The organism is Streptomyces sp. NPDC031365 (genome assembly GCF_055569765.1).
Genome location: NZ_JBVIIM010000009.1, coordinates 169,003 through 183,281 on the forward strand (window position 1 = coordinate 169,003; position 14,279 = coordinate 183,281).

At 73.8% G+C, this 14,279-nt stretch carries 10 protein-coding genes and 2 pseudogenes; 3 read left to right on the forward strand and 9 right to left on the reverse strand.

Annotated features, from left to right (window positions below; translation table 11 throughout):
- Positions 1-16: 16 nt before the first annotated feature.
- From ACZ5C2_RS16380 to ACZ5C2_RS16410, 7 genes and pseudogenes are all read right to left on the reverse strand, one after another.
- On the reverse strand, positions 17-1,456 hold the full coding sequence (locus tag ACZ5C2_RS16380) for a hypothetical protein (protein ID WP_468790895.1): 1,440 nt from the start codon (positions 1,454-1,456) through the stop codon (positions 17-19).
- A 650-nt stretch (positions 1,457-2,106) separates the two neighbouring features.
- Positions 2,107-3,078: an N-acetylglucosamine kinase gene (locus ACZ5C2_RS16385; RefSeq protein ID WP_468790897.1), complete on the reverse strand. Its 972-nt coding sequence runs from the start codon at positions 3,076-3,078 to the stop codon at positions 2,107-2,109.
- Positions 3,069-4,334: a 6-phospho-beta-glucosidase gene (locus ACZ5C2_RS16390; RefSeq protein WP_468790899.1), complete on the reverse strand. Its 1,266-nt coding sequence runs from the start codon at positions 4,332-4,334 to the stop codon at positions 3,069-3,071. The genes ACZ5C2_RS16385 and ACZ5C2_RS16390 overlap by 10 nt, the downstream gene beginning before the upstream one ends.
- A 10-nt stretch (positions 4,335-4,344) precedes the next feature.
- Positions 4,345-4,452: pseudogene (locus tag ACZ5C2_RS16395) on the reverse strand (carbohydrate ABC transporter permease); the annotation flags it as partial.
- Positions 4,449-4,685, reverse strand: a pseudogene (locus ACZ5C2_RS16400) (ABC transporter substrate-binding protein); the annotation flags it as partial. The pseudogenes ACZ5C2_RS16395 and ACZ5C2_RS16400, both read right to left, overlap by 4 nt.
- A 51-nt stretch (positions 4,686-4,736) precedes the next feature.
- Entirely contained in the window at positions 4,737-5,954 is a 1,218-nt protein-coding gene (locus ACZ5C2_RS16405; RefSeq protein WP_468790901.1) for an ROK family transcriptional regulator, read from the reverse strand.
- 220 nt (positions 5,955-6,174) lie between these two features.
- Positions 6,175-7,281: a mechanosensitive ion channel family protein gene (locus ACZ5C2_RS16410; RefSeq protein ID WP_468790903.1), complete on the reverse strand. Its 1,107-nt coding sequence runs from the start codon at positions 7,279-7,281 to the stop codon at positions 6,175-6,177.
- A 293-nt stretch (positions 7,282-7,574) separates the two neighbouring features.
- Between ACZ5C2_RS16410 and ACZ5C2_RS16415 the strand changes: the two genes are divergently transcribed.
- Complete coding sequence (locus tag ACZ5C2_RS16415; RefSeq protein WP_468790905.1) at positions 7,575-8,129, forward strand: HNH endonuclease; 555 nt, start codon at positions 7,575-7,577, stop codon at positions 8,127-8,129.
- A gap of 354 nt (positions 8,130-8,483) precedes the next feature.
- On the opposite strand, the gene ACZ5C2_RS16420 is transcribed toward ACZ5C2_RS16415, so the two are convergent.
- Positions 8,484-8,657, reverse strand: a complete 174-nt coding sequence (locus tag ACZ5C2_RS16420) for a hypothetical protein (RefSeq protein WP_468790907.1) — start codon at positions 8,655-8,657, stop codon at positions 8,484-8,486.
- 70 nt (positions 8,658-8,727) lie between these two features.
- Positions 8,728-11,616, reverse strand: a complete 2,889-nt coding sequence (locus ACZ5C2_RS16425) for a beta-N-acetylglucosaminidase domain-containing protein (RefSeq protein ID WP_468790909.1) — start codon at positions 11,614-11,616, stop codon at positions 8,728-8,730.
- A gap of 298 nt (positions 11,617-11,914) precedes the next feature.
- Between ACZ5C2_RS16425 and ACZ5C2_RS16430 the strand changes: the two genes are divergently transcribed.
- The gene (locus ACZ5C2_RS16430; RefSeq protein WP_468790911.1) at positions 11,915-12,190 is read left to right on the forward strand and encodes a hypothetical protein; all 276 of its coding nucleotides are present in this window, start codon (positions 11,915-11,917) and stop codon (positions 12,188-12,190) included.
- Between the two features lies 1 nt (position 12,191).
- The gene (malQ, locus tag ACZ5C2_RS16435; RefSeq protein WP_468790913.1) at positions 12,192-14,246 is read left to right on the forward strand and encodes a 4-alpha-glucanotransferase; all 2,055 of its coding nucleotides are present in this window, start codon (positions 12,192-12,194) and stop codon (positions 14,244-14,246) included.
- Positions 14,247-14,279 lie beyond the last annotated feature (33 nt).

The following is a 14,279-nucleotide window of genomic DNA, read 5'->3' on the forward strand; positions in this document are numbered from 1 at the left end:
TCCGGCACGCGCGCGTTCATCGGTACTCCGACAGCCTGCGCCCGACGCCCAGCACCGCGCCGGCCGCGCCCAGCACCGTGAGGACCGCCGCGCCCAGCGGCAGACCCGTCAGCGCGTCCCGGCCGTCGCCGGCCGCCTGCCGGAACTCGGTCTCCTCGTGCGCCAGCGCCGTGGCCAGGTTCTTGTCGACGCTGTCGAAGCACTCGCCCGTCGCGCCCTCGGCGCCGATCACCATGTCCAGTGCCTGCTGGTAGTTGCCGTTCTCGTCCTGTTCACGCGCGGCCGCGTGACGTTTCTTCCACTCGGTCATGTTGCTCACCGCCGAGGTGACCGGCTTCGCACCGCTGTCGTCGTCCGCGAGCCGCTCGGCACGGGCCAGCCCCTTGGCCAGGGTGTCCATGCCGCGTGCGAAGTCGTAGTCGTACGCGTCGTACGTCTTCTCGCCGACCTTCGTCGTCTCCGCGCCGCGGGCCACCAGGGTCAGGTTCTCGTTGCCCCTGGCCTTCAGCGAGGCGATGCGGGCGTCGTGCAGCACGTTGAGCGAGCGGACGCCGTGGTCGTAGGAGTCGTTCAGGTTCGAGCGGGCGAGGGTGTGGCCGGCCGTCAGCCAGAGCAGGACCACCGCGGCCGCGACGGTCGCCGCCACCAGACCGTGGTTGAGTACGCGGTTGGTGCGCAGGTAGTTGCGGCGCTGGGCCCAGCCGAGGGCGGCGAGGACGGCGAGGCCGAGGGCGATCGCGGGCCACGGGTAGGGGGTCGCGTCCGCGTAGTCCGAGCGCAGGCGCCGGTTCTCCGAGGTGTAGAGGTCCTCCGCCGCCGGGAGCATCTCCTTCTGCATCTTCTCGTTCGCGTACCGCAGGTAGGCGCCGCCGACGGGGAAGCCCTGCCGGTTGTACGTGCGGGCGCGCTCCACCAGGCCCTTGTACTCGGGGAGCAGACGGTTGAGGTCGGCGATCGTCTTCGCGGAGGACGAACCGGGGTCCGAGCTGGCCGCGGCGTTGACGAGTTTGGCGGCGGCGGTGCGGATGTCGTTCTCGTAGCGGTCGCGGGAGGCCGCGGTCTCCTGACCGCCTGCCAGGAAGCCGCTGGACGCCGCGGTGTTCGCGTCCGCGAGGGAGCGGTAGATGTCGGCGGCGTCCGAGGTGAGGGGCTGACTGCTGGTGAGGACGTCGTCGGCGGCCGCGGCCCGGTCCGTCATCTGCCACGCCGTCACGGCGCCGAACGCGAGCACGAGGGCGGCCAGCACGGCGCCGATGATGCGGAGGCGGCCGGGTTCGGTGGTGGCGGCCTGGCGCAGGCGGTCCGCGCCCTCGGCGAAGGCGGTACGGCGGGCGGTGGGGGGAGGGGCGGCGGGGGTGGGGGGTACGGAGGGTGTGGGGGTACGCGGCGCAGGCACCGCCGGCAGTCCGGGTGCGGCGTTGCCCGGTGGCGCCGCGCCGTTCGGCGTGTGTGTCACTTGACCTCCCCCATGGTCATCCCTCCGCGGCAAGTATCGCCGCCGGGGCTGACAGATGCACCGGCCTTGGCGCGATCTTGATCCGATTGCGGCCCGATCGCCGGGAATTCCGACCCGTCGCCCGCCCCACACCCTGCCCAGGAACACGCCGGTCAATTCCGTTCGGTTCCAGTGTCGGACCGCGGCGCGCCGGGTGGGATGCCTGCGGCGCCGCCGTCCCTCCGGTGGGGGTTGCCGTAGCGCCCACGGCCGGTGGGTGGGCCGGGGCCGCGTCGGGGGTGTCCGTCCTCGGCCTGGCGCGACAGGGGTGCCCGGAAGGACCGAGGGTGCGGACGCGCCAGCCACTGCGGGCGGGCACCCCCGCCCCGTCCCCTCCCCGCCGTGCGCGGCCCCCGGGGCGGCTTCGGTCCCTCACCGCGGCCGGCCCCCGCCGCCCACCGCCTCACACGCAGCCAACCGCCGCTTCCGCGGGCAGTCGTGCCGCCGGGGCGGCACGGGTGGGCGCGACGGCACCCCGTCGGCGCCGGGCGGCGCAACCCCCCGCCCAGCACCAACGCCGGGGCACCCGCAGGCACCGGGCTGCACAGCGATCCGGCCCCCGCCCGCGCCGAGGTGCGCCGCAAGCACCGGGCCGCGCGACCCCCCGCCCGTCAGCCCGCGTAATGCGCCCGCAAGCGTGCACGCACCTCCTCCGCTGCCGACATCCGGTCCAGTCCCAACAACCCCGCCCCCAGCACAGGACGCGCCGTGACCACCCGAGGCACCGCCTTCGGTGCCCGCTCGGCGAGGAGGACGTGAATCCGGTCGTCCAGCAGCGGGTGCCGTGCCGCCAGCACACCCCCGCCCAGCACCACGGGCGTCTCCTCGTCCAGCAGGGACAGCCGCGTCAGCGCGACGACAGCCATCGTCACGATCTCCTCGGCCTGCCGGTCGACGATCGCCCGCGCGACCCCGTCCCCCTCCGCCGCCGTGGCGAAGAGGACCGGCGTCAGCTCGTGGCGCCGAGCCACCGGCACGTGTTCGAGGTGCAGCGCCTCGATCAGCGCGGGCATGCCGGAAAGCCCGAAGTGCGCCGGAAGCGCGGCGGCCAGCACCGTAGGCTCCCCGCGCCCGTCCGACGCGCGGGCCGCGTGCCAGAGCGCCTCCTCCGCCAGCGCCCAACCCCCGCCCCAGTCACCGGAGATACGCCCGATCGCCGGGAAGCGGGCGGTACGTCCGTCGGGACGCATCCCCACGCAGTTGATGCCCGCCCCGCACACGACGGCCACCCCCCGCGGCTCGGTGACCCCCGCGCGCAGGATCGCGAACGTGTCGTTGCGCACCTCGACGGTCGTGCCCCAGCCGCACGCCGCCAGCGCCACCGTCAGCTGTTCCTCCTCGACGGGGAGGTCGGCGTTGGCCAGGCAGGCCGAGACGTGGGAGACGGCCGGGGTCCCGGCGTCGGTGAGGGCCAGGGTGACAGTCCTGGTGAGGGCGTTCATCGCCGTGTCCAGACCCACGGCGGGAGGCCGGAAGCCCTCCCCCCGGGCGGTCGCCAGCACCGTCCCGTCGGACCCGATCACCGCCACATCCGTCTTGCTGTTGCCGGCGTCGATGGCGAGGACGCCCGCGGTCAGGCCCACGTGAGGTGCTCCCGGTTGTGTGCGACGAGGTCGTCGGTGAGTCTGTCCGCGTACTCGTACTGGGCGATCAGGGGATGGGCCAGCAGGGCGCGGAAGACACGGTCCCGGCTGCCGTGCAGGGCGGCCTCCAGGGCCAGGTTCTCGTAGGCCGTGACACTGGCCATCAGGCCTGCGAACAGGGGGTCCACGGGGGCGACGGGGAGCGGCCTCGCGCCCTTCGGGCCCACGGCCGCCTGGACCTCGATGACCGCGTCGTCGGGGAGGAAGGGGAGGGTGCCGTTGTTGTACGTGTTGACCACCTGGTGCGGGGACCCCGCGCCGCGGAGCAGGGCCGCCGCCAGGTCGGCCGCCGCCTCGGAGTAGTAGGCGCCGCCGCGCTGGGCCAGCAGAGCCGGCTTCTCGGCCAGGGCCGGGTCGGCGTACAGGGCCAGGAGGCGCCGTTCCATGTCGGCCACCTCGGCGGCCCGGGAGGGCTTGGTGCGCTGCTCCCGTACGACCTCGTCGTGCGCGTAGAAGTAGCGCAGGTAGTAGGACGGGACCACGCCCAGGCGGTCCAGCAGCGGGCGGGGGAGGTGGAGGTCGGTGGCGATGGTGTCGCCGTGGGCGGCCAGGAGGCGGGGGAGGACGTCCTCGCCGTCCGGCCCGCCCCGCCGTACCGCCGTCTCCCAGGTGAGGTGGTTCAGGCCCACGTGGTCCAGGTGGAGGCCGGCGGGGTCGGTGTCCAGGAGCGCCGCGAACTTGCGCTGGAGGCCGATGGCCACGTTGCACAGGCCCAGTGCCTTGTGGCCCGCCTGGAGCAGGGCCCGGGTGACGATGCCCACCGGGTTGGTGAAGTCGATGATCCAGGCATCGGGGTTCGCCCGGCGGACGCGGTCGGCGATGTCCAGCACGACCGGGACGGTGCGCAGCGCCTTCGCCAAGCCGCCGGCACCGGTGGTCTCCTGGCCGACGCAGCCGCAGTCCAGCGGCCACGTCTCGTCCTGCTGACGGGCCGCCTGGCCGCCCACCCGGAGCTGGAGGAGCACCGCGTCCGCGCCGTCCACCGCCGCGTCGAGGTCGGCCGTGGTGGTGATGGTGCCCGAGTGGCCCTGGCGGGCGAAGATACGGCGGGACAGGTCGCCGATCAGCTCCAGCCGGTCCGTCGCCGGGTCGGTGAGGACCAGCTCGGTGACGGGGAGGGTGTCCCTCAGACGCGCGAAGCCGTCGATGAGTTCGGGGGTGTAGGTCGAGCCTCCGCCGACCACGGTGAGTTTCATGTGGTGTCTCCTATCCCTTCACTCCGGTGAGGGTGACGCCCTCGACGAACGCCTTCTGGGCGAAGAAGAACACGAGGATCACGGGGGCCATGACGAGCACGGTCGCCGCCATGGTGACCCGACGACCCTGACCTTGATGTTGGGGTGGGCCTTCTCGAAGCGGTCCACGTTCTCCTGGACCGCCTTCACCTCGGCGGGCGCGCTCCAGCCGTGCCAGAAGGTGATGGTCGTCTCGGCGTTCGGGTCGTCCGTGGCGCCGGACTCGGTCTGGCCGGTGCAGGCGGTGGTGAGGAGCGCGAGGGAGGCGACGGTGGCGAGCGCGAGCGTCGCTTTTCTGGATATTCCGGGCATGACGGTACTCCCTGGGGCAGGGGTGGGAGAGGAAGGTACGGACGGGACGGGCTAGCGGGAGGTGTCGAAGACCTCGTCGCGGGTGGTCGCCAGCGCGCTCTCCAGCGCGCCGCGCAGCACGGGGTGTTCACGGACGTCGCCCACGACGAGGCGGGGGCGGGGGGCGGCCAGGTCCTCCAGTTCGGCCTGGACCAGGGCGCGCAGCACCTCACCGCCGGAGGTGAGGCCCGTGCCGCTCAGGACGACCAGTTCGGGGTCGAGGACGGAGACCAGCGAGGCGAGACCGGTGGCCAGGCGGGTGGCGTAGGTCTGGAGGAGACGGCGGTGGGGCGTGTCGTCGTCCCCTGCCGCCGCGGCGCGTGCGAGGAGGGCGGCCGCCGTCTCGGTGTACGGGCCCTGAGGGATGTCCTCGATGCCCAGCTCGCGGGCGAGCTTCGGGACGGCCTGGGAACCGGCCAGCTCCTGGAAGCCGCCGCTGTTGGCCTTGGCGACCTGGCGGACCAGCGGCGTGCCCGGCACCGGCAGGAAGCCCACCTCGCCCGCGCCGCCGGTCCAGCCCCGGTGCAGCCGGCCGCCCAGCACCAGGGCGGCCCCCAGGCCCTCCTGGTTCCACAGCAGGACGAAGTCGGTGTGGTCGCGGGCCGCGCCGAGCCGCTGCTCGGCCAGGGCCACCAGGTTGACGTCGTTCTCGTACTCGAACGGCATGGGCAGCGCGGCGGCCAGCTCGTCGAGCAGCGTGGGGGAGTGCCAGCCCGGCAGGTGGGAGGCGTAGCGCAGGCGGCCGGTGTTCGGGTCGAAGGCGCCCGGAGTCCCTATGACCAGGTGGTGGACGTCGGATCGACACAGTCCGGCCGCCTTCACCGCGCCGTCCACGGCGTCCGTGACCTGCTGGACGACGGGGGTCGCGGAGCGTCGGCCGGGGGTGGGCAGCTCGTGGTGGCCGACCGTGCGGCCGGTGATGTCGGCGACGGCGGCGCGTATGCGCTGGGGGGTGACATCGAGCCCGGCCGCGTGCGCCGCGGCCGGATTGACCTCGTACAGCTGGGCGTTGGGTCCGGGGCGGCCCTCGGTGGTGCCGGTGGCGAGGACCAGTCCGGCCGCTTCCAGGCGGGCCAGCAACTGGGAGGCGGTCGGCTTGGACAGGCCGGTGAGCTTGCCGATCCGGGTGCGGGACAGCGGCCCGTGCTCCAGCAGGAGGTCCAGGGCGGTGCGGTCGTTCATGGCGCGCAGCACACGCGGGGTGCCCGGCGTACCGGCGGTTCCTGCCATGGGGTGCGACACCTGCCCTTCTTCGACTGCCCAGCTTCTCAGCGGCCGGCGGGGGACGTCCATCCGGGGCGGTCCCGCCGATCGGCTCCTGATCACTGTTAGGAAAGTTTCCTGTCGGATCGGGAGGAACGTAATCCCGGCGCGAAGGGGGCGTCAAGAGGGGGCACGGGAAAGGGCGGCACCCGGTCGGTTCCGGGTGCCGCCCTCGAGGAGCCGGCGGTTACTTCGTGATGTTCGGCGGAGGCAGCGGGGACGCGGCGATCGACTGCGGGGAGATCGAGCTCGCGTAGGCGGACGGGGCCGCCACGCCGGCCGTCGGGTCGGCGGCCGGCGCGTCCTCCAGGGCCGTGGCGCCGCCGACGATACGGATGCCGGTCGCGTCGAAGGCGCGCTTGATCCGCCAGCGCAGCTCCCGCTCCACGGTCAGGGACTTGCCCGGCATGGTCTTCGCCGAGACCCGGACCACCATTGAGTCCAGCAGCACGGAATCCAGGCCGAGTACCTCGATCGGGCTCCACAGGAGCTCGTTCCAGGGCTCCTCCTTGCCCGTCTTCTCGGCGACCTCGCTCAGCGTGGCCTTCACCCGGTCCAGGTCCTCGTCCGCACGGACCGTGACATCGACGTTGGCGGTCGCCCAGCCCTGGGAGAGGTTGCCGATGCGCTTGACCTCGCCATTGCGGACGTACCAGATCTCACCGTTGTCGCCGCGCAGCTTGGTCACCCGCAGCCCGACCTCGATGACCTCGCCGGACGCCACGCCCGCGTCGATCGAGTCGCCCACGCCGTACTGGTCCTCCAGGATCATGAAGACACCGGAGAGGAAGTCCGTCACCAGGTTGCGCGCGCCGAAGCCGATCGCCACGCCCGCGACACCGGCCGAGGCCAGCAGCGGGGCCAGGTTGATCTGAAAGGTGCCGAGGACCATCAGCGCCGCCGTGCCCAGGATCAGGAACGACGCCACCGAGCGCAGCACCGAGCCGATCGCCTGCGAGCGCTGACGGCGCCGCTCGGCGTTGACCAGCAGGCCGCCGAGCCCGGTGGGGTTCACCGCCCCACCGGTGCGCGACATGCGGTCGACCATCTTGGTGATCGCCCGCCGCACCACGAATCTGAGCACCACCGCGATCACCAGGATCAGCAGGACCCTGAGCCCGATCGCGAGCCATGTCGACCAGTTCTGCTCGACCCAGCCGGCGGCGTTCGTGGCGCTCTCCTGGGCGTCCTGGAGCGAGGGAACCACCGGGGTCCCGGACTCCGAGGGCGTCGGCGACGGATCGGCGGCCGACAGGACGGCGGACAAGGACACGGCAGGTACCTCCAGGTGCATGATCTGCCCCCGGCGCGGCGGTCAAGTCCGGCAAGGTCACGATCGGGTCACCGGACGGGCAGAACCACCACACTAACGGGGCATTGTGCGGGGTTCGGCGCCATGTGTGAAGAAGAGACAGTCCTCACCCGCGCGTGAACAGGCAATGATCCTGGGGATGCATCGGGATGTGGTCGAAAACACTCCCAGCCCGTTACCGGGACATGGTGGCGCTTCCACCAGGCATGAGGGGAAACTGACTACGGATCGTCCCGGCGCGAGCCACGCGCCGCCGGCGTACAAGGAGGCCATCCGTGCCGCATGTCCTGGTCCTCAACGCGTCGTACGAGCCGCTCGGCGTCGTACCGCTCCGCCGCGCGCTCGTGCTCGTCCTTGAGAACAAGGCAGTCTGCCTCGAGGAGACCGGCGCCTATCTGCACAGCGCGACCGTTACCGTCCCCGCACCCAGCGTGGTCCGGCTCAAGCGTTTCGTGCGGGTTCCCTACCGGGGGCCCGTTCCACTCACCCGCCGGGCGCTGTTCGCCCGTGACGGGGGCCGGTGCATGTACTGCGGTGGTGTCGCAACCAGCGTCGACCACGTCATCCCGCGCAGCCGGGGGGGCAAGCACGTCTGGGACAACGTGGTGGCGTCCTGCCGCCGCTGCAATCACGTGAAGGCCGACCGTCATCTGTTCGAGCTGGGCTGGCGCCTGCGCCACAAACCCGCCCCGCCCACCGGTCTGGCCTGGCGCATCATCGGCACCGGCCACCGGGACCCGCGCTGGCTGCCGTACCTGGAGCCGTACGGCGCGGACGACGTGCTGGCCCGGATCGACGGGATGGCCCGGATCGACGGCATCTCCGCCTGACGCCGATCCGGGCTTCTGCGTGTCAAGGGCCCGGCTCCGGGACGGCTCCGCGCACGCGTGAACACCTCACCGTCCGGTGTTCACACGTCCGCGGACGGGTCCCGAGGCCGGGATGGCCCACTCGGCGTCCACCGTCCTGCGACGGCCCACGGTTCCCGGCCCCGGGGTTCGGCGGCTGCCTCGACCGGCAGGAGTCCTCGTCCGCTGATCGGCGGCACGGCAGCCGCTCACCGCGCGGATCGCTCACCTCGACCCGCAGCGTGCGGTCACCGAGAGTGAACACGCACGCGGATGAGCCGCCCCGGACGCCGCCGTGCACCAGGGCGTCGGTCATCTACTCCGGCACCACGACGGCTACGTCCCCGGCGATTCCCGACTGCCCCGCCCGGCACAGGGCCGCGCGGCCCGGCGCCGGGCGAGGGGGACGCTGCGCCGGTACAGCACGGCCATCGCCGCCGAGTCCCCGCCCGCGACGTCACGCAGCAGCGTCGCATCCGAGTCCCCCTCGTCCTCCCGGTGGCCCCTCATGGGGCGGAACAGTCTCACACCCCCTCTATCGACGGCCTCCTGCCCGCCGGTTCACGGCCGTCACGCCCTCTCACGGGGCGACCGCGTACGCCTCCACCGACCACAGCGAGTACCCGTACCGGGTCGCCCGCTTCTCGCCCTGGACGCGGACATGGCGTACGTCCCGCTCGTCCATGCGGACGGTCTCACGCCCGCCCCCGCCGTCCCGGACCTCCGCAGCCGTACGCCAGCTCCGCCCGTCCTCCGAGACCTCCACGCGGTACGCCGACGGATACGCGTCCTGCCAGTGCAGCGCCACCTTCCCCAGCCGCACCGGGCGTTCCAGCTCGACCTGCCACCAGGCGTCGTCCTGCACGGGGGAGGACCAACGGGTGCCGGGGTCGCCGTCGTTCGCCGCCGGGGCGGGGAAGTCGGGTGTCTCGTCGGCCGAGGAGCTCGCCCGGCCGGTGCGGGCGAGGTCGGGGCCGCCGACGCGGGGAACGGCGTGCACCGTCAGGGTGCGGGTCGTGCCGCCGAAGCCGAGCCGGATCTCGTACGACCGGACGGGCGTGCCCGGCTTCACGGTCACCTCGACCGGCACCTCCACCGGCGTCCCGCGCGGCACGGTCAGCGCCTCCTTCGGCACCCGGACCTCGACGCCCTTCGGAGCGTCCACCGTCACCTTTCCGCGGACCTCGTCGGGGCGCAGCGAGCCGAGCGTGGCCGTCAGCCGCCGCGTGCCGCCGATGTCGGCGTCCGCGCGGTCCTCGGGCAACTCCACGGAAGCGGCCGGCGCGTCCGCGAACCACGGCACCAGATGCCGCACCCGGGCGGGATCCGCGCCGGTGACCCGTACGGCACCGACCGGTTCGCCGCCGGTACGCAGCTCGGTGGCGCCCTTCGCGGACAGCGCGCCGAGCCTGCGCCATCCCTCACCCGGCGCCCGCGTCTCCACGGTCCCCCGGGTCCCCGGCTCGGCGAGCACCGTCACGGCGTCCATCGCGCGGGCGCGCGGCAGGTCGAGCGTGCGCTCGCCACCGGACCGCGCGGGCGGTTCGTGGTCGATGCCCGCCCAGCTCCGGTACGCCTTCTGCGCCCGGCTCAGGAACGGGTCCAGTACGCCTTCGCCGACCGTCACCCGCGCGGAGGCCGCCCCCTCCCGCTGCCCGCCGAGCTTCCGGAACGCCGTCCAGGCGGCGGCCGCGTCCCCGGCCTGCTGTGCGCGCAGCATGTCCAGGGCCGTGGTGCCGGCCTCGCCGTAACGGGCCAGCCGCTCCGTCCACGGGGCGACCTCGGTGGCGAGTGCCGTGCCGGCCAGCCGTCCCGGCAGGTCGCGCAGGACGGTGAAGGCCGCGCGCAGCCGCACGGCCGCCTTGGTCTCGTCCGCGCCGCGCGCCGTCGGGCGGGTCCGCCAGAACTCCGCCATCAGCGGCCGCAGATACGCCGACTCCTTGCCGCCCAGCACCGAGGACGCCGTGTTCCCGGCGAGTGCGCTCAGCGCCTTCCCGCGCCGGGCGTCACCTCCGGCGAGGTCGGCGATCGCGGCCCGCCAGGACTCCTGGGGACGGTAGTCGCGCGGGTTCCAGGTGAAGTCGGCCGACGTGAACAGCGGGATGCGGGACGCCTCGGGCTGCTCCATCGCGTTGGCGAGCAGCGCGGCCGACCCGGCGGCGACGGCCGGTTCGCGGCCCTGGTAGGGGCCGAGGAAGATCCGGCCGGGGGCGTAGTCGTTCACCGGGTAGTTGTCCATGGTCACCAGGGGATGCCCGAACGCCTCGCGCGCCTCCGCCAGGTGGCCACCGGTGATGGTGCGGGGCACCACCCCGACCCCGGTCCAGGCCACCTCGACGCCCGCGTCCAGGGCGCGCGCGAGGGCCAGCCGGTACGCGGTCGAGCCGTCCTCGTAGTACTCGGTCGGCATCAACGACAGGGCGGCGGGGTCCGCATGGCGTTTCGTCAGATGGCCGGCCACCGCGTTCGCCACATGCGCCTGGGCGCGGGCGGCGGCCTCGGGGCCGGACCCGAACCGGTCGGCGTCCGCCCCGCAGTGCCACTCGCTGTAGCTGACGTCCTGGAACTGGAGCTGGAAGGCGCGGAAGCCCAGCGCCCACATGGCGTCCAGCTTCCGGGTCAGCGCCCGCAGATCCTCGTCCGAGGCGAAGCACATCGCCTGCCCCGGGGCCACCGCCCAGCCGAGGGTGACGTGGTTGCGCCGCGCCCGCTCGGCCAGCTCCCGGAACTCCGCGCGCCGCTCGGCCGGGTACGGCTCCCGCCAGCGGGCCTGCCGCAGGAGGTCCTCGCCGGGGGCGTAGAGGTAGCGGTTCTGCTTGGTGCGGCCCATGAAGTCCAGCTGGGCCAGCCGCTGCCGGTGCGTCCACGGGGTGCCGTAGAAGCCCTCGGTGATGCCGCGCACGGCGGTGCCCGGCCAGTCGCGTACGACGGCGGCGGTGATCGTGCCGTCCGGGCCCAGCAGCTGCCGCAGGGTCTGCACGGCGTGGAACAGGCCGTCGCCGTCGGCGCCCGTGAGGGAGACGGCGTTCTTGCCGGCGGTCAGTGTGTAGCCGCCGGCCGGGAGGGCGCGTGAGGGGTCGGCCGAGGCGCGTTCCGCACCCATGCGCACCACGAGCGCCCCGTCGGGCACCGATGCGCCGGGTGCGGTGAACCGGCGTGCCCCGGCCTCCCGCAGCAGCTCCCTGAGCGCCTCGACGGCGTACGGGTCGGCCGCCTCGTCCGCGATCAGGGCCACGTCGTCGGTCACCTCGACCGCAGCGCCGTTCGCACGCAGGGAATGAGGACGCGGCCACACGGACAGGTTCGCTGCCCGGGCCGCGTCGGAGGGAGCGGGCGACGTGGCCGCCCCGGGCGAGGGCGCCGCCGGCACGGCCACGGCGGCCGGCGCGGTGCCCAGGGCTCCGGCGAGAACGGCGATCGCGAGGGCGGCCCTCCCGGCGTTCGCCGTCCCGCCACGCCGCAGCTGCACGAGGCCCTCCTCCTTGCTCGGGCCGGCCGGCCCGATGGCCGAACGGGCGTGTCCATTCCGTTACCGAGGAGCCCCGAGCCCACCATTTCTGCGGTGAACGTGTCAATGAGGGTGGACGTTGTGGCGCGTTTGTCCCACTGTGGAGGGAGAGGAGGGGAAGAGAATGTGAGCAGGAGCACGTTGAAGGACTTTGTGCGTCTGGCATCGGGTCCGCTGGGTAGGGCTGCGGGATAACCCGCACGACCCGCACCCGCACGCCCGCGTGATCCGCGTACCGTGCTCGACGAGGAGACCATCTGTGACCGCACCGGCCTACGTCCCTTCCCCGGCCCTGTCCAAACCCTCGGCGGAGACCTCCGCCGACGACCTCCACTTCTGCATCTTCAGCGCGGAAGGCCCCTGCACCGAGCTCCCGCTGACCAGCGAACCCCCGCTGCCCGACGCCGAGCCCCTCACCAGCGAACCGCCCCTCGCCGAAGCCGCCCCGCTGACCAGCGAGTCCGACGCCTTCATGGACTTCTCGGACGCCTCCGGCCTCGACTCCTTCCCGGCCCAGTACCGCCCGGAGCCCTAAGGTGACCGCGCCACGGCCGGCCGAGCCCCCTTCCGAGGCACTGTCCCGGCTCGCCGCGCTGCACGGCGTCGCCACCTCCTACAGCCCTTCACCCGACCGCACCGTCGCGGCCTCGGCCACCGCCGTCACCCTCGCGCTGGCCGCCCTCGACGTGGACGCGGCAACCCCGGACGCCGTCCGCACCGCCCTCACCGCCCGCGAACGCGCACGCGGCGAGCAGTTGCTGCCCCCGACCGTGGTCGGCTGGGGCACCGGCACCCCGGCCGCCCTCGCCGCGCTCCCCGAGGCCACCCGGCTGAGCATCCGCACCGAGCAAGGAGAGACCCGCGCGTCCGCCGGACACCTCCCGCCCGGCGTACACGCCCTGACCGCCACCGCCCCCGACGGCCGCACCGCACACGCCCACCTGATCGTCGCCCCGACCGGACTGCCCGCGCCCCCCGGACGCTCCCGCGGGCTCCTGGTCCAGCTCTACTCCCTGCTCTCCCGCCGCTCCTGGGGCATGGGCGACCTTGCCGACCTCGGTGAACTCGCCGGCTGGGCCGGGCGCACCCTCGGCGCCGGATTCGTCCAGGTCAACCCCCTGCACGCGGCCGTTCCCGGACCCCCGACCGACCCCTCCCCCTACCGCCCCTCCTCCCGCCGCTTCCCCGACCCCGTCCACCTGCGCGTCGAGGACGTTCCCGAGTTCGCGTACGTCGAGGACCGCGACCGTGTGCGCAGCGTGCTGGAGCGGGCGGGAGAACTGCGCGAGTCGGTGCTGGAGAAGGGGGCGCTGATCGACCGGGACGCCGTGTGGGAGGCCAAGCGGGAGGCACTGGAACTGGTGCACAAGGTCCCGCTGGGGCCCGGCCGCCGCGCCGCCTACGCCGACTTCCTCGCCGGCCAGGGCCAGGCCCTCGAGGACCACGCCACCTGGTACGCCCTCGCCGAGGTCCACGGCGCCGACTGGCACCGGTGGCCCGCCGCCCTGCGCGACCCGCGGTCACCCGAGACCGCCCGCGCCCGACGTGACCTCGCGGACCGCGTCGACTTCCACTCCCGCCTCGTCTGGCTCACCGACGCCCAGCTCACCGCCGCCCAGCGCGCGGCGAGCGAGGCCGGGATGCCGGTCGGGATCGTCCACGACCTCGCCGTCGGCGTCCACCCCGCCGGCGCCGACGCCTGGGCGCAGCAGGAGCACTTCGCGGCCGGCATGTCCGTCGGCGCGCCCCCGGACGCCTTCAACGCGCGCGGCCAGGACTGGGGCCTGCCGCCCTGGCGCCCCGACCGCCTCGCCGACTCCGGGTACGCCCCCTTCCGCGCCCTGCTCCGGGCCCTGTTCCGGTACGCGGGCGCGCTGCGCATCGACCACGTCATGGGCCTGTTCCGGCTCTGGTGGGTCCCCGCGGGACATCCGCCCACGGAGGGCACCTACGTGCGCTACGACGCCGAGGCCATGCTCGCCGTGCTCGTCCTGGAGGCCTCCCGCGCCGGAGCGGTGGTGATCGGCGAGGACCTGGGGACCGTCGAGCCGGGCGTCCGCGAGGCACTGCGCGAACGCGGTGTGTACGGCACCTCGGTGCTGTGGTTCGAGCGGGACTGGGCGGGCGACCGCCGCCCGCTGCCGCCGGACGCCTGGCGCGCGGACTGCCTGGCGACGGCCACCACCCACGACCTGCCGCCGACGGCCGCCCGGCTGAGCGGTGAGCACGTGGAGCTCCGGGACAGGCTGGGTCTGCTCACGCGGCCCCTGGAGGAGGAGCGGGCGGAGGCGGCGGCGGACGTGGGGGAGTGGCGGGACCTGCTGCGCCGGCTGGGGCTCCTGCGGGACTCCTCGCGGGAGGCGGAGATCCAGGCCGTCCACCGGTACCTGCTGCGGACCCCGGCGCGCATGATCGGCGTATGGCTGCCGGACGGGGTCGGCGACCGCCGTCCGCAGAACCTGCCGGGAACCTGGGACCAGTACCCGAACTGGCGGCTGCCCATCGCCGACACGTCCGGTCGCCCGGTCACACTGGAAGAACTCGCGGCCTCCCCCCGCCTACGAGCCCTGATGGCCGCACTACGGGAGTGAGCGACCGCTCACGCGAGCAGCCGTGCAGCCCAT

What these genes read in the sequence shown, in the direction of transcription:
- ACZ5C2_RS16390 (WP_468790899.1), bottom strand. Translation starts at nt 4,334, where the DNA reads ATGAAACTCACCGTGGTCGGCGGAGGCTCGACCTACACCCCCGAACTC.
- ACZ5C2_RS16405 (WP_468790901.1), bottom strand. Translation starts at nt 5,954, where the DNA reads ATGGCAGGAACCGCCGGTACGCCGGGCACCCCGCGTGTGCTGCGCGCC.
- ACZ5C2_RS16410 (WP_468790903.1), bottom strand. Translation starts at nt 7,281, where the DNA reads ATGCACCTGGAGGTACCTGCCGTGTCCTTGTCCGCCGTCCTGTCGGCC.
- ACZ5C2_RS16420 (WP_468790907.1), bottom strand. Translation starts at nt 8,657, where the DNA reads ATGAGGGGCCACCGGGAGGACGAGGGGGACTCGGATGCGACGCTGCTG.